The following is a 17,853-nucleotide window of genomic DNA, read 5'->3' on the forward strand; positions in this document are numbered from 1 at the left end:
ATTGGTATTTCTATATATAATTCAGGACCCTATGAGGGCACTGCAATTACTATTATTAATGGTCATGACTCACTTTGTGAGACAAGTACACCATTGTTAACATTGTGAAAATAAAGGCTTGAATCGCGCCAACGAAAATGGAGAAACCTTGCCATGCCAACATCGGAATGAATGCGGCTAAATGTCCGCCAACTCCAGTTGCCAATCCGGATGCAAGTAAACCTAATAAGATTTCACCAGCATAGATGTTACCGTAGAGACGGAGACCGAGAGTCAAAGTGTTGGCAAACTCTTCAATAATTTTAATTGGGAACATGAACCAGAATGGTCTTAAGAATTCCTTTCCGTATTCTTTTGTTCCTTTTAGCTTTACCCCGTAATAGTGTGACAATCCAACAACCAACGTTGCTAATGTCAATGTAATTGCCGGATCCGCCGTTGGTGACTTCCACCAAAGGTTTCCATCAATTACAACTGAAAATGGTAGCCCAAGCATGTTTGAAACAAAGATGTACATAATGATCGTAATTCCAAGGGCATGGAATCTTCCGCCATCTTTCCAATCCATCGTACTTTTAATGATGTTTTTGACAAAATCCATAACCCACTCCATGAAGTTCTGCATTCCTGTAGGTTTCATCGCAAGACGACGAGTAGAAAGAACAGCGATTAAGAAAACAATCACAGAGGCTACGGTAACCATCAAAACATTACCTAAATTAAATCTGAGACCTAGAAAATCTACTACATATGCTCCGTGATGCAACAGAATTCACCTCGCTTCCCCGCTACTTATGTATTTTTAAAGAGTGAATAAAGAAATCTATCATAATGACAATGTAGGATGTCATTAATCCTATAACTACACTAATAAGATGAAATTGGTCCGGATACCTCAATGCGACAACGACAGCAAGTGCACCTGTTGCCATTCGAGAAAAAGAACCAAGTGATCGTACCTTTTTCCCTTTGAGAACATTTTCACCAAATTGCTCCGTTTTTCTGACCATCAACCACAAATTAAAGAAACTCAAGCTTGTCCCAAAAATTAACCCAAGAAAGATTGGTTGATAGGCTGTAAACCCCCAACCAAGTACATAAAAGGACAATAAAAAAAACATCCATTTTCGTTGTCTTGTAAACATCGCTTGTAATTCTGGCATGGTATGTTTAGTCTCCTGAAAAGAACTTTCGGACAGATACTAACATAGAATAGATCCCTGCCCCGAGCCCAATAAACAATCCGATTATTAAGAAAATTGGTTCTGAATCAAAGTGTTTATCCAGCCATTTTCCTGAAAAAACACCAATCAGTGTGGAACCCGCCAACTGGGCGAGTATAGTGGACATTAGGGCTATCGCCTTTAGTGGATTGCGGTCATTTTTCATTGGTGAATCATCCTCGCTTATAGAGAATGAAAAACTATATCACAGAGGCAGTTGGAAATTCAATAACGTTGTTAAAATTGCATAAACAACTTGAAAACCCTCTCACGGATTCCCTTTGTTAGCATACAATAGGGACCCTACAATGTCAATGTATTTCCGAGATTTATTCCCTTACAATTTCCCAAAATTTTTTCCAATTGGGAGCAATAGTTAACACTATTATTGTATTGTAAATTCTTCCGATTTTTTGGTTATTTTGTGTCAATTTTGTGAACATTTTCAGATAAATGCCTTGTATTTTTTACAAGAAAGAGAGGAGGTGGAAACATTCCCTCCTCCCTATCTTTTCTCAATCATAATCATTGTCTGAATGGAATCCTCTTTACCGGCCTTTTTAGCAAAAACCTTAACCAAAAAAGTACCTTTATACGGAATGTCCGTTACTTTCAATTCTTTTTGAATCAACCCTTTTTTTACATTTGTACTTGTGTCTAAAAATCCAATAAAGCGATAGTCATCCGGGTGAAATAAAGCAATTCCAAACTCCTCTGCTCCGCCCGGCAAATAGACTTCGTAACGATAAGTATTCGGAACATCTCCCTCTGCAAATTCAAACCCCATGATCCTCGGGTAATTTGGCTCTGTAAGCACATAAAGATATGGGATGTGAATTTGAGATTTTCCCGCCTTTAAAGTGAGGTATCCGTCATGAATCTTTTCCTTAAAAATTTCTGGGTTTACCTTTAGTTCCACCGTGATTTCTCTAGATTCCCTTGCTTTCAGAGAAAACGTCTTCGGAAGGTGCCACATTAAGCCCTCGACATGTTTGGGGATTTCAAATGAATATCGCTGAGGGCGACTGCTCGTATTCTCCACACGTAACACCATTTTGTGCACATTATTTTGTTCAGTGAATTTCCCAAATCGTATGCTACCAGGAGATACAAGGGACTGAGCATTAATCGCTTCATCCACCTGAATGCGACCGGCCCCTTGTTCAAAAGTACGGTAGTGAGGCGCATTGGATTGGGAAAGGAATTCTGGCTTGTCTGTTAACCTACCTAATTTTGTACTTCTGTTCATATCTGAAGACTTTGTGAGTGGTTTGGCCGTATTCATCAGTGCGGCCTTGATTTGTTCCGGTGTCCAATCCGGATGGGCCTGTTTGATTAAAGCAGCTGCACCTGCGACATGTGGTGCCGCCATGCTTGTTCCTTGCAGTGACATATATCCTCCTGGAATGGTCGAGTTGATAGCAACACCCGGAGCGACAATATCCGGCTTAATTTCCCATGTTCCTGTTACCGGGCCTCTTGAGCTGAAATCAGCAAGCTGATCTTTCTCCTTGGTAATTGAAATCCTTACAAAAAGGCGACGATTTTTCATTTCTTTTTTTAATAAGAATCCTTCTTGCTTGGAAAGGGTTCCGATTGGAAAATGAAGCGGGGCTTCAAGGTTGCCTATAAAGTTTCCGCTCGTGTTGTTATAAATTAGAACTGCCTTTGCTCCCGCCTCCATCGCGTTCTGGGCTTTTTCTGAAAAAGTCAATGTCCCTCGTTTAATTAAAACAATTTTTCCTCTGACATTTTTTAAATCCTGCTTCCTACCTATGCCGCCGTCGGCCAATTCAAGTGAACGGTCTAAGTTCCATTTTCCAGAACCCTCCATTGGCTGGATTCGAAATTTGTTTCGGATCCCTTCTATTAATAAATAAGGGATTTCCATGGTAGGTGTCGATGCCCCGACAGAGATGGCTTTTGAGGATGTTCCCGGGGACCCGACCGACCAAATCTTTGGCCCCGAATTGCCCGAGGCAGCCACCGCCACGATTCCTTTATCTACGGCATTATCAAGCGCCTGGCTAAGGGGCAGGTCAGGCCCGTTCACCGTATTGCCTAGTGATAGATTCATGATGTCGACCTTATCCTTAATGGCCTGATCGATTGCTGCTAATACCTGCTCAGTCGTCCCTCCGCCGCCCGGACCAAGAGCCCGATAGGCCAAGATTTTTGCCTCTGGTGCAACCCCCTTTATCCTTCCATTGCCGGCGATGATCCCGGCCACATGAGTACCATGGATGGTGGCTGTGCCCGGTGACCGTGTCTCCATTGGGTCCTTGTCATTATCCACGAGATCGTGTCCGCCTGCATAATTTCGCCTTAAGTCAGGATGGGTATAGTCGACTCCTGTATCAATAACCGCCACTTTTATCCCTTTGCCGGTCAACCTTCTATTTTGTTTATCAAAAAATCGACGCGCCCCTTCGCCGCCAATAATTCGAACGCTTTCTTGAGTTTCAACCCGATACTCGTTAACTGGTGAGATATGTTTGACCGGATATCGGTTGGCCAATTGAGCAATCGCCTCCGGACTACCTTCAATGGAAAAACCATTAATCGCCTCTTTAAAGATACGCCTTAGTTTAATATCTTTAAAAGGTTTGATAAGTTCCTTGATTTGTGCTTCCGTCTGAATTTTGTCGAGCATCACAATAGCAATGATATTCTTTGTTGGTTTAGGAATGGGCGGGTGAATGAGCGGTTTTTTCGGTATGGATACATTTGATTTTACATGGTTATTCGGTAGTGATTGGGCCATTGTCGGAACTTGAAAAGCTAATATCAGAGCGAGTAAAAGTTTCATATAGAAAATTCCCCTTTTTTCATATCGTTTTCTTCAAAAGGAGAAAGTATGCGGAAGGATAATAATGGATAGGGGAATATAGGTAGGTATGTTAGTTTTTACGTCTTTCTGTGTATAAAAAAGCCAGGCATCTAGCCTGACTCTCCTATCATTTATTTTATTTCGTACCAAACAAACGGTCGCCAGCATCTCCCAACCCAGGGACGATGTAACCATGGTCGTTTAATTTTTCATCAAGGGCAGCAATATAAATATCCACATCTGGGTGCTCAGCTTTTACAGCTTCCACGCCCTCTGGAGCAGCAATCAAACACATAAATTTAATATTCTTGGCACCGCGTTTTTTCAAAGCCGTAATCGCGCCGTTTGCTGAACCACCTGTTGCCAACATCGGATCGACTACAATGAAATCACGCTCTTCCACATCACTAGGGAGTTTCACGTAATATTCCACCGGTTTTAATGTTTCTGGATCACGGTACAAGCCAATATGCCCTACTTTTGCAGCCGGGATTAATTTCAAAATACCGTCCACCATGCCGATGCCAGCACGCAGAATGGGAACGATTCCGATCTTTTTACCAGAAAGCACTTTGGATTTTGTTGCACATACAGGGGTTTCAATGTCAGTTTCCTCAAGAGGCATGTCCCTTGTAATTTCAAACGCCATCAAAGTAGCTACTTCATCCACAAGTTCACGGAATTCTTTCGTACCAGTATGTTTATCACGTATGTAAGTAAGTTTGTGCTGAATAAGCGGATGGTCAAAGACATAGACCTTTGCCATATTTATCGCCCCTTTTTTAAAAAATAATTTTTGCAGTCGTCTCATTTTACAGAAAAAACAGTCCATGAGCAACACTTATCATCATGTATGAATTTTCTAAATAGTATTTTCCTACCGAAAAAAATCGGCCTACTTTTCTAGTTAGGCCGATTTCTAGCATTAGTATTCAGGATATAGTGTAAATTTGTTTGTTAGGGTTTCAACACGTGCACGTGCTTCCTCAAGCTTAGATGCATCCTCATGGTTTTTCAAAGTAAAGGCGATGATAGAAGCAATCTCGTCCATTTCTTCAAGCCCAAAACCACGGCTTGTAACGGCAGCTGTACCAATGCGAATACCGCTTGTCACAAATGGGCTGTTTTGGTCAAATGGAATGGTATTTTTATTAACCGTAATGCCAACCTCATCCAACACTTTTTCTGCAACTTTACCCGTTAAACCAAGGCTAGTTACATCAACAAGCAATAGATGGTTGTCCGTACCGCCGGAAACAAGTTGCAACCCTTCTTTTTGCAGACCTTCCGCAAGACGTTTCGCGTTCGCAATGATGTTAGAAGCATATTCTTTAAAACTGTCTTGAAGTGCTTCCCCGAAAGCAACGGCTTTGGCTGCAATCACATGCATGAGTGGGCCACCTTGAATTCCAGGGAAGATGGACTTGTCGATTTTCTTACCCCATTCCTCTTTACAAAGGATCATACCGCCGCGCGGTCCACGTAGGGTTTTATGGGTTGTAGTGGTCACAAAATCAGCATAAGGCACTGGATTTTGGTGCAGACCTGCTGCAACAAGACCAGCAATATGAGCCATATCCACCATTAAATAAGCTCCCACTTCATCTGCGATTTCACGGAATTTTGCAAAATCAATTTCGCGTGGGTAGGCACTCGCACCAGCAACAATTAGCTTTGGCTTATGTTCTAGGGCTTTTGCACGTACATCCTCATAATTAATACGATGTGTTTCTTTGTCCACACCATATTCAACAAAATTATATTGAATACCACTGAAGTTAACCGGGCTACCATGGGTTAAGTGGCCACCATGGGATAGGTTCATGCCAAGCACTGTATCCCCTGGTTCAAGAACTGTAAAGTAAACAGCCATATTGGCTTGGGCACCAGAATGCGGCTGAACATTCACATATTCTGCTCCAAAAATTTTCTTCGCACGTTCGCGAGCTAAATCCTCGACAATATCCACGTACTCACAACCACCATAATAACGACGTCCTGGATAGCCTTCCGCGTACTTATTTGTTAACACGGACCCTTGCGCTTCCATTACCGCTTCACTGACAAAATTTTCTGAGGCAATCAGTTCAATTTTCGAGCGCTGGCGGCCGAGTTCTTTTTGAATTGCTTGAAAAACCTGTTCATCAGCTTGAGACAAATGCATCATGGTTAATCCCCCTTCATCATGGATAAAAGTATTTCGAAAATTCCCTCTTAATTGTACCATGTTTTTCTATTATGTAAACCCGTAATTTATTGTTAATTATAGTTAATATTATTCGTGTTTTAATTAAAATTTAAGTATAATACATCAAATTTGTTCGTGTTTTTCTTTTTTTATCTTATTGACATTTGTTATTTTCTTTCGTCCGCTCATAAACCGCTCTCGCTCCGCCAATTAACTTTGGCCGTGTTTTTGCCAATGTCACATAGGCATGTCCGACCTTTTTCTGCTTTACGCGAACCGGTACGGCGACATGTTTTAAATGCATCCCGATGAAGGTATGGCCAATGTCCATTCCGGCATCGGCTTTAATGAATTCAACCACAACTGCATCATTCATGTTTTCAAAGGCATAGCTAGCCATGGCACCACCAGCCGTACGGGCAGGGACAACCGAGACTTCCTCCAAACCTTTTTCCATGGCGGTAGTCCGTTCTACAACGAGCGCTCTATTTAAATGCTCGCAGCATTGAAAGGCCAGCTGAATGCCTGTTTCGTCCTGTAATGCTTTCAACTGGCGAAAAATCATTTCGGCGACATCGAAGGTTCCAGCGGTTCCGATACGCTCACCGATTACTTCGCTTGTACTGCAGCCAACGACAAGCAACTGCCCTGGCTTCAGTGATGCCTGCTCTTTAAATTCAGTTAAAACGGCAACCAGCTGTTTTTCCCATTCTTGAATCATATGGACGCGACCTTTCTTTTTTGATTATAGATGTTTATTTTCATACTCTGTGATTTTGTTGACGCGGTTTGCATGTCGTCCACCTTCAAATTCTCCTGTGAGCCATACTTGGGCAATTTCTCTTGCCAGCCCTGGACCAATGACACGCTCACCCATGGCAAGAATATTGGTATCATTATGAGCACGTGTGGCTTTTGCACTAAATGTGTCGTGCACAAGTGCACAGCGAACACCCTTTACTTTATTTGCTGCAATGCTCATGCCAATGCCTGTGCCGCAAATTAAGATCGCACGGTCAAACTCACCGTTTGCCACCTTTTCTGCAACCGGTAGGGCATAATCAGGATAATCCACAGATGTCTCACAATCACATCCAAAATCCACATACTCAATTTTTAATTCATCCAATAATTTGGCGATTTCTTTGCGGATATTTACTCCGCCGTGATCTGACGCTAAGGCAACCTTCAATGTAAACCCCTCCAATTTTTTAATCCTCAATCTAATTTTAATTTTGACATACCACCGCTAAAATATAAAGAACCAAACCCGTGAGGTCTTTTCCTACTTATGTACCACTTTTTTAAGAAAATAATAAAAGCTCCCTTGTTTAAGAGAGCTCGCCAGTATTAGGTTTTAATTTTTCAATAGCTTTGTCAATCAATTGTTGAAGTTCTTGGAAGGTTTGTTCATAGATGGCGAGGCTACCTCCATATGGGTCAACGACGTCTTGGTCCCTTTCCTCTCCAATAAATTCCTTTAATGTGTACACCTTCTCTATCGCCTGTGGGTATTGTTGCTGAATGGCATATTTGTGGGATGATGTCATGGTTAAAATAAGATCCGCCCAGTTAACTTCCTTTTCGGATAACAAGGTGGATCGATGATTATGTGATATTTGATTCTTATCCAGCACCAGCTTTGCGTTCGGTGAGGCTTCGCTTCCCCCCGATGCATAGATTCCTGCAGATTTCACTTCAATGCCCTCAAGATTTTTATGTTTTAGAATCGCCTCTGCCATTGGGCTTCTACATGTATTCCCTGTGCATACAAACAAAATTCGCTGCATATACCTGCCCCCTTTCCCTTTTATTATAAAACATTTGCCTAAATTCCTAACCATCCTAGTTTCCCATTTTTCAAAAGAGAACTTACCAAAAAACGGTGATTAATTTAAAGCCAAACGCCAACAGAATGCCCCCACCAAGCGCCTCACTATAGCAACCAATCCAATGACGAACCTTTCTGCCTAGCAGCAAGCCTGCCCATGTTTGAATGGTTGCCATGATTCCAAAGCAAATTAAAACCAACATGGTCCTTGCCCCAAAGATCCCTAAAGACAGCCCAACTGAAAAACTGTCCAAGCTGACACTAAGCGCAAAAAAAATTAGCCCAAAACCAATCGGTGTGATTATTTTTTCCTCTTCCTTTTTCAAGCTAGACCAGATCATTTGGATACCTAAAACAATTAAGAGAGCTCCCCCAATAAATGTAGCAAAGGTTCCAAATTTTTCTGATAAAAACTTACCTGCAGTAATGCCGAAAAGCGGCATTAATACATGAAAAATCCCAATCATTATACCAATTTGAAATATTTTCCTCAGACGCAGTTGGTACATGCCCATGCCAAGTCCGACCGAAAAGGCATCCATCCCCAATGCTACTGCCATCAATATAAGCGCTACGAGTTCCCCAATCATTTCTGCCATTCTTACTTCTCCCCCTTGGACTACCTATTTCAGCATATGCACGTCCTAAGGGGAATAGAAGCTGAGCGGTTTGGGAAGTTAGTTGAAAAGGTTCTCGTTTGAATCAATTCTATGTAATGGTCATATCTTTTGCCCCTATTCACATTCCTCCTAGCTCAAAAACACCAGCCCTTATAAAAAGAGCTGGTGCCGATCATTCTTTCTATCATTTTTCCACAATTACTTTATTTCCTGCTGCTTTTTCAAGGCGATTCATGATGGCGTGACCAACACCGACATTTGGAAACATCTCACTGAAAATGATATCTACATTCAGCTGATTAAATCGGCGTAGAACATCATAAAGAGCAGACGCCACCGTCTCAAGCTCCGATCGCCGGCCACAAATAAGCACCTCATCCGCCTCATACTCACCAGCAAATTCTTCCGTTGTTAGCACACCGACTCGCCAACCTTCCTTTTGCTTTTCCTTGACTAATCGCTGTAAAAACTCTCTAGTGCCTGACACCAAATAAAGCGGTGCATTCGGTGCATAGTGACGATATTTCATTCCTGGTGATTTTGGCTGCTCGGCTTCATTCGTTAGCGCAGGGTCAATCCGGACTTCCCCAATTACCGCCTCCAATTGCTCTCGTGTGATACCGCCTGGACGCAAAATGACCGGTACGTCCTCCGTACAGTCCACAACGGTGGATTCCACACCGACCCCCGTTGGACCCCCATCAAGGACACCGGCAATTTTCCCATTTAAATCTTCTACCACATGGGCGGCAGTCGTTGGACTTGGTTTTCCTGAGCTGTTTGCACTAGGTGCTGCAATTGGCAACCTGCATGCCCGTAAAAGAGCTAGTGCTACAGGGTGATCTGGCATTCTAACTGCCACGGTCGAAAGACCCGCTGTCGCTAATTTTGACAGCACCCCATCCTTCATTCGAAATACAATTGTCAACGGCCCTGGCCAAAACGCCTCAATCAAACGGTCCGCTTTCTCGGGAACTTCGGCCACCATCTGTTCGAGCTGGCTCCTCTCCGCAATGTGAATAATGAGAGGATTATCGGACGGACGTCCCTTCGCTTCAAATATTTTTCTCACAGCCTCATCGTTCTTAGCGTTACCCGCAAGTCCATACACTGTTTCCGTTGGCATCGCAACTACTTCATTTTCACGCAAAAAATGAGCTGCATCCACAACATGTGGATTACTTTCCAAATTATCCACACACTTATCCACTTTCCAAACCTTTGTGTTCATATTGATCCACCTTAAATCATTTATCGAAATTTGACGAAAAGAGGCGTAGAATCTCGCATTTTTTCTGATGATACGCTAGAAAGTATAAAAGATGGAAGATATAAACACAAGTAATATCCACAAATTGTGTATAAGTTACACCCAAAAGTGGATAACTTTGGGGATATATCCACAAATTTATAGGTTAAATTTCAGAAATACTGAGTTATCCACATTTAAAACTTGTCGAATATGCTCTGAGTGATAAAATCCTTCCGGCAACTCTTCTCGCTCAATGTTTACAAACCCCATCAAATGAAAAAATGGCAGTGCCCCTTTTTTATTCGTAGCCAAAAATAAGCTCTTTAACCCTTTTTCTTTTGCCAACTGAACCATTTGATCAAATAGAACGAAAATATCTTTTTCCGCTTGGCCGGTTGTAACCACAAGTGAGCGTAGCATGCCATATTTTTCATAGACCTCCATACCTAGCGATCCTATTAATTCTCCTTTTTCATTTTCCAACATCAAAAACCCGTCGATCGTTTCTTCTGTTAATCCTTCCGTCCCTAGATTTGCTCTCATTAGAAACTCTTTCAAAATATGAAGGTCCCCACTATTAGCTTTTCGAATTAACTCCTGCATCCCATTCCCCTCCATTTTTTCCATTCTACTCTATGAATATGAAAAAATAGAGAAAGTAGAACATAACCAATGATTCTATTTTTTTAATAATTGCTTTAGAGATTCTCAAGAAAACAAAAAAGCCAGCCTTCTATAAAGACTGAGCCTAGTTTAGAAGCTTATCCCACATTTCTACGACAAAAAACTTCACTTTTACAGGTTGTTCATCTTCACTTACATATACAGGATCGGCTTTTTCTCTTTTGTTTTCCTTTGACACTTGAGGCTTTTCCTCATTCTCCTCCTCAGATTTTTCAAGCTGTTTTTCTTTTTCAGACTGTAGTTCTTCCTCTATTTCAACTTTCCTTGCAATTTCAATTTTCTTTGCCATTTTATCTATCTTTTTTACTTCATCTTTCTCTGTTTCTTCCACCTGATCTTTTTCTTTTTTTGTCAGCTCTTGCTCTTTCATTTTCTTCACTTGTGGTTTTACTGCTTGTTTATTTTCATGTTGTTGCTTTACCGGCTGTTCTTCCTCTCCCTTTTTTTCTAATTGTATTTCATCTTTATGATCTTCATCTACCTCTTTCACCACAGGTTTTGCTGCTATTTCAGTTACCCTTTCTTGTTTAGGATTCTTCTTTTCTTTCCGTTCTGCTGCAGCTACTTCTTTCTCTTCAAAACCGTCACTGACCGCTACTCCATTTGAAAAGTCAAGGAAACATAGTGGCGGATACAGTACACACCACCAGTTAGCTCCTTCGCCTTTTCCCAGTGTAATTAAAATGGCCTCATACTTCCCAGCTGGATATAAAAACTGGCCATAAAGCTTGGTAGGAAACTGAACATTATCCTTAAATTCCACCTTCACCGATTGGTTCGATCCCTGTTCACGGACAACTTTTTCTGCTATAGCTTGAATTTCCGGAAGCTTTTCGTTAATGACTTCACGGGCTTCCTCCATGGAAGTTAAATCTTGTACCCAAAGGGTAATTTGAGCATTCACCGCATCACGTACCTTCCGCTTCAATGCCTGGTCTTTTTCAAAATCACTGTTAGCAAGAATCCTTAACCGGATGGCCTCTCCCGGTATGACAATGGACTCTTTGGAAGCCGCCTCTGTTTTTGGCATATATAAATTTAGCACTGTGGCTAATGATAAAATCGCTAAATATCCCCAAACTATGATTTTCCCTCTCATTTCTAGCACCATCCCTTCCCTATCATCATTGTGGACAGAATGCCAGAATCTTAAACTATTAAATTAAAAATTTTTCGAATGTTTTGCTAGAACAATCCTTTACCCATTCTAAAATAAATAAAAAACTGCCGACCCTTTTTAGATCACACTAAAAAGAAGATGGCAGTTTCCTTATGTTCATAAAGTTGAAGCTTAATCTTACGCGGATCCACTCCTACACCAAATCCTAATCTATTCATTTAAAAACCGATTTCCGCAAATACCATTCGATCCTTGCCGTTAATATCATTAACCACTTCCACTGTGAGGTTAGTGAAAGTCTTTCGAAAAAGCTCTGCAACCGCATTTCCCTGACCGGCCCCGATTTCAAAACAAACAAGCGCCCTTGGTGCAAGCACCTTTGGCAACTCCTCCATGAAACGACGGTAGAAATCTAGACCGTCCTCGCCTGCAAACAAAGCCCGATGTGGCTCATGCTCCGTCACTACTTCAGACATCGTTTCCCTATCCTTTAGTGGAATATATGGAGGATTCGACACCACCACATCTAACTTCTCACCAGCATCCATAAATGGCTGCAGTAAATCCCCCTGCACAAAATCAACCTCGGCCTCAAGCCGTCGTGCATTTTCCCTCGCCACATCCAAAGAATGTTCAGAAATATCAGTACCAGTCACTTTAAAATGGGTGTTAGGCACTGTTCCAAAACTCGGTCCACCTTCTAGTTTGAGAGTGATGGCGATAGCGCCGCTACCAGTACCGATGTCGGCAAGCTTAATTTCCGGACTAGCATTAAAGAGTCGCCTAATCCTTTGCAATGTCCCGTAAACGAGTTCCTCTGTTTCAGGTCTCGGGATGAGTACATCTGGGTTAACAAGGAAGGTCCGACCGTAGAATTCCTCTTTTCCCATAATGTATTGAATCGGAACACCGTTGTTTACATGGTCATATACAGCTTTTTCGAATGCTGACCATACCTCTGGAGCCAATTCATCTCTTACACTAGCAAACAGTTGGGAACGTGACATGCCGGTAAAATGCCGAAGCAAAAGCTCACCCGCATTTTCGTCCCGTCCTGCTTCTGTTAAAAAAGAAGAAGCCCATTTCAGAGCTTCAAATACTTTTTTACTCATTTGATGCATTTTCCAATCTTTTAGCTTGGTCATCGAGGATCAATGCTTCAATGATTTCATCAAGCTTTCCTTCGATAATTTGGTCAAGCTTTTGAATGGTTAATCCAATACGGTGGTCGGTTACACGGTTTTGCGGATAGTTATAAGTGCGAATCCGTTCTGAGCGGTCCCCAGTTCCAACCGCTGACTTTCTCACTTGGTCATATTCAGCTTGTGCTTCCTGCTGGAATTTATCATAAATCCGCGCACGCAATACCTTCATGGCCTTTTCTTTATTTTTATGCTGAGAACGTTCATCTTGAGAAGTAACGACGATACCCGTTGGAATATGCGTTAAGCGAACCGCTGACATTGTCGTGTTAACACTCTGTCCACCAGCACCACTGGATGCAAATGTATCAAAACGGATATCCTTTTCATTAATTTCAATATCAAATTCTTCTACTTCCGGTAAGCAAGCTACCGTTGCCGTTGATGTATGAATTCGGCCACCAGATTCCGTTTCAGGAACACGCTGAACACGGTGAGCACCATTTTCAAACTTTAATTTAGAATAAGCACCTTGACCACTGATCATAAAGACAATTTCTTTAAAACCGCCCAGACCTGTTTCATTGGCGTCCATGACTTCGATTTTCCATCCTTGTGATTCCGCATAACGGCTATACATGCGGAAAAGCGTTCCAGCAAATAATGCTGCCTCTTCCCCGCCGGCTGCCCCACGAATCTCCATAATGACGTTTTTGTCATCATTCGGGTCTTTCGGAATGAGTAAAACTTTTAACCTAGCTTCCAAGTCCTCGATTCGCTTTTCCAGCTCGCTGACTTCTTCTTTGACCATTTCACGCATTTCAGCGTCCAATTTCTCCTCTAGCATGGCCTTCGCGTCTTGAAGCTGACTCTTCACGTCTTTATATTCGCGATAAGTTGTCACCGTTTCCTGTAAGTCCGCTTGTTCTTTTGAATACTCTCGAAGCTTTTTTGAATCATTAATAATTTCGGGATCGCTCAACAGCTCATTCAGCCTTTCATAACGATCCTCCACCGATTGAAGACGATCAAACACTGTTTTTCACCTCATATTAAAATCAAAACTTCTATATAACTAAAAAATATACCTATTTTTAAATCTCGTTTAAACACATTAATGGACAAAGTGTGACAAATACCACTACCGGGTCCAATTTTGTCCATAACATTCTAATTATAGTATAGGTAAAAACCAGCGTCAAAAACAATTTTGTCTAAAAAACTTTTCTGTCTTGGAAAGAGATTGGAAAGTTACTAAAAAGCAGGAATAGAATCCTACTCACATTCAAATTCCTTAAACAAACGATTATTTACTAAGAACAGTAAAAACAATCTATGTAGAGGCGTCTAGCAACTAGAACGCTGGGCCTAGATATTTATTAATGCAAGTATCATTTTCTTTTCACAAAAAAAACATGCCCTGTTTGACAGAGCATGTTATCTACGGTCTTCTTGCACTCTTACTTCAATATGATAGCGCGGAATGGCTTTAACCAATTTCTTATGGAGACGGGCTTCAGCCTTTATTTTTTCATTCTCTGAAAGAGTACCTTTTTTGTAAACAGTTACCCACATCCGGTCACCATTGATCCATACGGAGTCCGTTACAAACTCTCCAGTATCAGCAATGACTTGTTTGGCTTTATCAATGTCATGGCCTTGGTCCCCAGCTCCTGTTTCACTTCCACTTCCAGTCTGTTGGAGATTAAGGAAATTCGGATTTTGATTCGTAATATCCTCTTCGACCATGTGTTGATCTTTGTCACGAGTCCCTGCCCGATCATTATCATCATTGTAAGGATTATTATCACGGTTTGCCATATAATTAGGGGCTGACCGATCTGACCGCAAATCATATGCAGTTCCATCGGCATCATCGCGCATGTTACCTTGACAAGCGCTTAACAGCATAAGCAACATGATCATGAAAAACATCCCTTTTCTCATCACATACACCTCCCTTTACTATCATGCCCCACTAAAAACGCTTCCTCACAAGTAAATCATTACCAAACCTATTCCAAAATCAAAAAAGGGCGTCAGGCACCATGCGAATCTTTCACATGGTGCCTGACACCCTTTTCCAACAAATAACAATGAATTAATATCCTCTTTCTTCAACCGCCGTCCGGCTGCTTGCAGTTTTTGGGACTTCATGATGGTGGCGGCAGCGCGGTTCATAGGCTTCAGCAGCTCCAACCAATATAACAGGATCATGATAAGAAGCTGGTCGGCCATCAATTAATCGCTGCGTTCTACTCGCAGGAGAACCGCAGACTGTACAAACAGCCTGAAGTTTTGTTACCAATTCAGCAATTGCCATAAGTTGTGGCATTTGTCCGAAAGGTTCACCACGGAAATCCTGGTCCAGACCTGCAACAATGACTCGGTGTCCACTGTTTGCCAGCTGTTGAACCACCCTTACAATACCTTCATCAAAAAACTGAACTTCATCAATCGCAATCACATCTATATCCGCTTCCACATGATGAAGGATTTCAATGGAATGAGAAATTGGCTTCGCATGAAAAGAGGAGCCATTATGGGATACTACAGATTGTTCACTGTAGCGATTATCAATTTTCGGTTTAAATACAGCGATTTTTTGCTTGGCAAATTGGGCACGTCGCACGCGACGAATTAATTCCTCCGATTTTCCAGAAAACATACTGCCGCAGATAACCTCAACCCATCCGCTTTGCTTCATTACATACATAAACGGCGTCTCCTTCCTCTTACGAACCCTGATAGAACAAACTAATTTTCATTGTACTAATTTTACTGAACTTATCCAAGCGAGTAACCAACTTGGAATGACCAATATTTTTTAAAAAACACAAGCGCCCTGGGTTGCAGGGCGTAAGGCCACTTCCCAAAAGCAATCACTTTTAGTCGTGTTATATTTATGCATCGAGACCTTCCTTGTGAGGGCTCCAACTAAGATAAAAACATCAAGAGGGACAAAAACAATTCCATGTTAATAATTGAAGGGCAGTGGGGAAAAACGTCTTGCCACTAGAACGCTTGCGCTAAATATTTCTTAAAGTGAAAAATAGACATTCTTATCTCACAAGAAAAAAACAGGCAAGAGTAAAATTGCTTCTTGCCTGTTTCTGAACATTATTGTTGCTTAAGGCCGTATTTTTTGTTGAAACGGTCAACACGTCCGCCAGCTTCAGCGAATTTTTGACGACCAGTATAGAACGGATGGCACTCAGAGCAAGTTTCAACGCGGATTTCATCTTTTACAGATCCGCTTTCAAACGTGTTTCCGCATGCGCAAGTAACCGTTACTGTTTTATAGTTAGGATGGATTCCTTGTTTCATTCTTTTCATCTCCTTCCGCCCTGAATCATCTGAAACAGAGTTAAAATGAAGTGCTTGTCTTTAAGACTACACTCAATGACTAAAAACACACTGTCCCCATTATAACAGGGGACTCCCCTATTTGCAAGCTGGGATTTTTAGGTACCCCACGCCTTAATGAAAAATAAGATCGGATTCTAGCCAGATAAAACTAGCCATAATCATTTACAAAAATTATGAACGTCGCGCTTTCAATTCCTCACCAAGCTGTTCAAAAAATTCTTCATTCGATTTTGTTTGTTTTAATTTTTTCAAGAAACGCTCAGCAAAATCCGGTGAATCAGACATAGATTTTCGAATCGCCCATAATTTTTCAAGGTGCTCCTTCGGAATAAGCAATTCTTCCTTACGCGTTCCGGAACGACGGATATCAAGCGCAGGGAATATACGACGCTCAGCTAGAGAACGATCTAGATGAAGCTCCATGTTTCCGGTACCCTTAAATTCCTCATAAATGACATCATCCATACGGGAACCAGTATCAACAAGCGCCGTTGCAAGAATGGTTAAGCTACCGCCTTCTTCAATGTTCCGAGCTGCCCCGAAGAAACGTTTTGGACGGTGAAATGCTGCCGGATCAATACCTCCGGATAGCGTACGTCCACTTGGCGGAATCACTAAGTTGTAAGCGCGTGCAAGACGGGTAATACTATCCATTAAAATAACGACATCCCGTTTGTGCTCAACTAAACGCATGGCACGGTCTAGCACTAGCTCCGCTACCTTAATATGATTTTCCGGCACTTCATCAAATGTCGAGCTGACGACATCTCCAGCAACGGAACGCTCAATGTCCGTTACCTCTTCCGGACGCTCGTCAATCAATAACACAATTAACTCAACGTCAGGATGGTTGGTTGTAATACTGTTGGCAATTTCTTTTAATAGCATCGTTTTACCGGCTTTTGGCGGTGCCACTATTAGTCCGCGCTGACCAAAACCGACCGGTGCAACGAGATCCATAATCCTTGTAGAAAGATGTTTCGAATCGGTCTCCAGCTTCATCATCCGATTAGGATAAAGCGGTGTCAAAGCTGGGAAATAGACACGTTCTTTTGCCAATTCCGGATCTTCTCCATTAACGGCCTCTACATGTAACAATCCGAAATAACGCTCATTTTCTTTTGGTGGGCGAACTTTCCCTGATACTTTATCCCCATTTCGAAGGTCGAATCGGCGGATTTGTGATGCTGAAATATAAATATCTTCGGAGCTTGGTGAATAGTTAATTGGTCGCAAGAATCCAAATCCTTCGGACTGGATGATTTCTAATACACCTTCCATGAAAAAGTAGCCTTGCTGTTCGGCACGAGACTTAAGAATCGCAAAAATTAATTCCTTTTTCGTTAATTTGCTGTAATAAGTCACTTTATACTCGCGTGCAAGCTCATAAAGCTCCTTCAGCTTCATATTTTCTAAACTAGAAATTGTTAATTCCATTTGTACACCTGCTTTAATAGTTTTCCTTCATATCCGCTTGTCCTAGCGAGAGATGATGATTTGATCATAATTGAGAGGAAATAGAATAGAAGTTGAAAAGAAAAGAATAGAATAGCAGATAATTTTCATAATAAAACAATTTCTATTTTACCCTCAC

19 protein-coding genes are annotated in these 17,853 nt (G+C 41.7%); all 19 read right to left on the minus strand.

Annotated elements, in window-relative coordinates:
- Positions 1 to 55: 55 nt before the first annotated feature.
- The 19 genes from atpB to rho all read right to left on the minus strand — a co-directional run bounded on the left by atpB (position 56) and on the right by rho (position 17,696).
- The gene (atpB, locus tag G4Z05_RS04955) at positions 56 to 766 is read right to left on the minus strand and encodes a F0F1 ATP synthase subunit A (protein WP_163250739.1); all 711 of its coding nucleotides are present in this window, start codon (positions 764 to 766) and stop codon (positions 56 to 58) included.
- 22 nt (positions 767 to 788) lie between these two features.
- Complete coding sequence (locus G4Z05_RS04960; protein ID WP_163250740.1) at positions 789 to 1,163, minus strand: ATP synthase subunit I; 375 nt, start codon at positions 1,161 to 1,163, stop codon at positions 789 to 791.
- A 7-nt stretch (positions 1,164 to 1,170) separates the two neighbouring features.
- A complete protein-coding gene (locus G4Z05_RS04965; RefSeq protein WP_163250741.1) occupies positions 1,171 to 1,389 on the minus strand; it encodes an AtpZ/AtpI family protein in 219 nt (72 codons plus the stop codon).
- A gap of 339 nt (positions 1,390 to 1,728) precedes the next feature.
- A complete protein-coding gene (locus G4Z05_RS04970; RefSeq protein WP_163250742.1) occupies positions 1,729 to 4,032 on the minus strand; it encodes a S8 family serine peptidase in 2,304 nt (767 codons plus the stop codon).
- A gap of 157 nt (positions 4,033 to 4,189) precedes the next feature.
- Positions 4,190 to 4,819, minus strand: a complete 630-nt coding sequence (gene upp / locus G4Z05_RS04975) for a uracil phosphoribosyltransferase (RefSeq protein WP_038537800.1) — start codon at positions 4,817 to 4,819, stop codon at positions 4,190 to 4,192.
- 159 nt (positions 4,820 to 4,978) lie between these two features.
- Complete coding sequence (gene glyA / locus G4Z05_RS04980) at positions 4,979 to 6,220, minus strand: serine hydroxymethyltransferase (RefSeq protein WP_163250743.1); 1,242 nt, start codon at positions 6,218 to 6,220, stop codon at positions 4,979 to 4,981.
- A gap of 175 nt (positions 6,221 to 6,395) precedes the next feature.
- Positions 6,396 to 6,962: a TIGR01440 family protein gene (locus G4Z05_RS04985; protein WP_163250744.1), complete on the minus strand. Its 567-nt coding sequence runs from the start codon at positions 6,960 to 6,962 to the stop codon at positions 6,396 to 6,398.
- 24 nt (positions 6,963 to 6,986) lie between these two features.
- Entirely contained in the window at positions 6,987 to 7,433 is a 447-nt protein-coding gene (gene rpiB / locus G4Z05_RS04990) for a ribose 5-phosphate isomerase B (protein ID WP_038537810.1), read from the minus strand.
- A 139-nt stretch (positions 7,434 to 7,572) separates the two neighbouring features.
- Positions 7,573 to 8,031 carry a low molecular weight protein arginine phosphatase gene (locus tag G4Z05_RS04995; protein ID WP_163250745.1) on the minus strand — a complete coding sequence of 153 codons (459 nt, stop codon included), beginning with the start codon at positions 8,029 to 8,031 and terminating at the stop codon, positions 7,573 to 7,575.
- Positions 8,032 to 8,113: 82 nt separating this feature from the next.
- Entirely contained in the window at positions 8,114 to 8,671 is a 558-nt protein-coding gene (locus G4Z05_RS05000) for a manganese efflux pump MntP (RefSeq protein WP_163250746.1), read from the minus strand.
- Between the two features lie 205 nt (positions 8,672 to 8,876).
- The gene (locus G4Z05_RS05005; protein WP_163250747.1) at positions 8,877 to 9,923 is read right to left on the minus strand and encodes an L-threonylcarbamoyladenylate synthase; all 1,047 of its coding nucleotides are present in this window, start codon (positions 9,921 to 9,923) and stop codon (positions 8,877 to 8,879) included.
- Between the two features lie 177 nt (positions 9,924 to 10,100).
- Positions 10,101 to 10,547: a GNAT family N-acetyltransferase gene (locus G4Z05_RS05010; RefSeq protein ID WP_163250748.1), complete on the minus strand. Its 447-nt coding sequence runs from the start codon at positions 10,545 to 10,547 to the stop codon at positions 10,101 to 10,103.
- 145 nt (positions 10,548 to 10,692) lie between these two features.
- Positions 10,693 to 11,727, minus strand: a complete 1,035-nt coding sequence (gene spoIIR / locus G4Z05_RS05015; protein ID WP_205597442.1) for a stage II sporulation protein R — start codon at positions 11,725 to 11,727, stop codon at positions 10,693 to 10,695.
- 239 nt (positions 11,728 to 11,966) lie between these two features.
- Positions 11,967 to 12,860 (minus strand): peptide chain release factor N(5)-glutamine methyltransferase, encoded by an 894-nt coding sequence (gene prmC, locus G4Z05_RS05020; RefSeq protein WP_163250750.1) that lies wholly within the window; start codon positions 12,858 to 12,860, stop codon positions 11,967 to 11,969.
- Positions 12,853 to 13,926 (minus strand): peptide chain release factor 1, encoded by a 1,074-nt coding sequence (gene prfA / locus G4Z05_RS05025; RefSeq protein WP_163250751.1) that lies wholly within the window; start codon positions 13,924 to 13,926, stop codon positions 12,853 to 12,855. The genes prmC and prfA overlap by 8 nt, the downstream gene beginning before the upstream one ends.
- Before the next feature lie 401 nt (positions 13,927 to 14,327).
- Positions 14,328 to 14,837, minus strand: coding sequence for a hypothetical protein (locus G4Z05_RS05030; RefSeq protein WP_163250752.1), 510 nt, complete (start codon positions 14,835 to 14,837; stop codon positions 14,328 to 14,330).
- A gap of 154 nt (positions 14,838 to 14,991) precedes the next feature.
- Complete coding sequence (locus G4Z05_RS05035) at positions 14,992 to 15,606, minus strand: thymidine kinase (RefSeq protein ID WP_163250753.1); 615 nt, start codon at positions 15,604 to 15,606, stop codon at positions 14,992 to 14,994.
- Positions 15,607 to 16,010: 404 nt separating this feature from the next.
- Positions 16,011 to 16,217 (minus strand): 50S ribosomal protein L31, encoded by a 207-nt coding sequence (gene rpmE / locus G4Z05_RS05040; RefSeq protein WP_038537832.1) that lies wholly within the window; start codon positions 16,215 to 16,217, stop codon positions 16,011 to 16,013.
- Positions 16,218 to 16,430: 213 nt separating this feature from the next.
- Positions 16,431 to 17,696: a transcription termination factor Rho gene (gene rho / locus G4Z05_RS05045; protein ID WP_038537834.1), complete on the minus strand. Its 1,266-nt coding sequence runs from the start codon at positions 17,694 to 17,696 to the stop codon at positions 16,431 to 16,433.
- Positions 17,697 to 17,853: the final 157 nt, after the last annotated feature.

The sequence above is a fragment of the Neobacillus thermocopriae genome, assembly GCF_010975035.1.
Taxonomy (GTDB): Bacteria; Bacillota; Bacilli; order Bacillales; family Cytobacillaceae; genus Neobacillus; species Neobacillus thermocopriae.

Excerpts from the sequence above, each read along its gene's own strand:
- G4Z05_RS04960 (WP_163250740.1), bottom strand. The coding sequence starts at position 1,163 with ATGCCAGAATTACAAGCGATGTTTACAAGACAACGAAAATGGATGTTT.
- G4Z05_RS04965 (WP_163250741.1), bottom strand. The coding sequence starts at position 1,389 with ATGAAAAATGACCGCAATCCACTAAAGGCGATAGCCCTAATGTCCACT.
- G4Z05_RS04970 (WP_163250742.1), bottom strand. The coding sequence starts at position 4,032 with ATGAAACTTTTACTCGCTCTGATATTAGCTTTTCAAGTTCCGACAATG.
- upp (WP_038537800.1), bottom strand. The coding sequence starts at position 4,819 with ATGGCAAAGGTCTATGTCTTTGACCATCCGCTTATTCAGCACAAACTT.
- glyA (WP_163250743.1), bottom strand. The coding sequence starts at position 6,220 with ATGATGCATTTGTCTCAAGCTGATGAACAGGTTTTTCAAGCAATTCAA.
- G4Z05_RS04985 (WP_163250744.1), bottom strand. The coding sequence starts at position 6,962 with ATGATTCAAGAATGGGAAAAACAGCTGGTTGCCGTTTTAACTGAATTT.
- G4Z05_RS04995 (WP_163250745.1), bottom strand. The coding sequence starts at position 8,031 with ATGCAGCGAATTTTGTTTGTATGCACAGGGAATACATGTAGAAGCCCA.
- G4Z05_RS05000 (WP_163250746.1), bottom strand. The coding sequence starts at position 8,671 with ATGGCAGAAATGATTGGGGAACTCGTAGCGCTTATATTGATGGCAGTA.
- G4Z05_RS05005 (WP_163250747.1), bottom strand. The coding sequence starts at position 9,923 with ATGAACACAAAGGTTTGGAAAGTGGATAAGTGTGTGGATAATTTGGAA.
- G4Z05_RS05010 (WP_163250748.1), bottom strand. The coding sequence starts at position 10,547 with ATGCAGGAGTTAATTCGAAAAGCTAATAGTGGGGACCTTCATATTTTG.
- spoIIR (WP_205597442.1), bottom strand. The coding sequence starts at position 11,727 with ATGAGAGGGAAAATCATAGTTTGGGGATATTTAGCGATTTTATCATTA.
- prmC (WP_163250750.1), bottom strand. The coding sequence starts at position 12,860 with ATGAGTAAAAAAGTATTTGAAGCTCTGAAATGGGCTTCTTCTTTTTTA.
- G4Z05_RS05030 (WP_163250752.1), bottom strand. The coding sequence starts at position 14,837 with ATGAGAAAAGGGATGTTTTTCATGATCATGTTGCTTATGCTGTTAAGC.
- G4Z05_RS05035 (WP_163250753.1), bottom strand. The coding sequence starts at position 15,606 with ATGTATGTAATGAAGCAAAGCGGATGGGTTGAGGTTATCTGCGGCAGT.
- rpmE (WP_038537832.1), bottom strand. The coding sequence starts at position 16,217 with ATGAAACAAGGAATCCATCCTAACTATAAAACAGTAACGGTTACTTGC.
- rho (WP_038537834.1), bottom strand. The coding sequence starts at position 17,696 with ATGGAATTAACAATTTCTAGTTTAGAAAATATGAAGCTGAAGGAGCTT.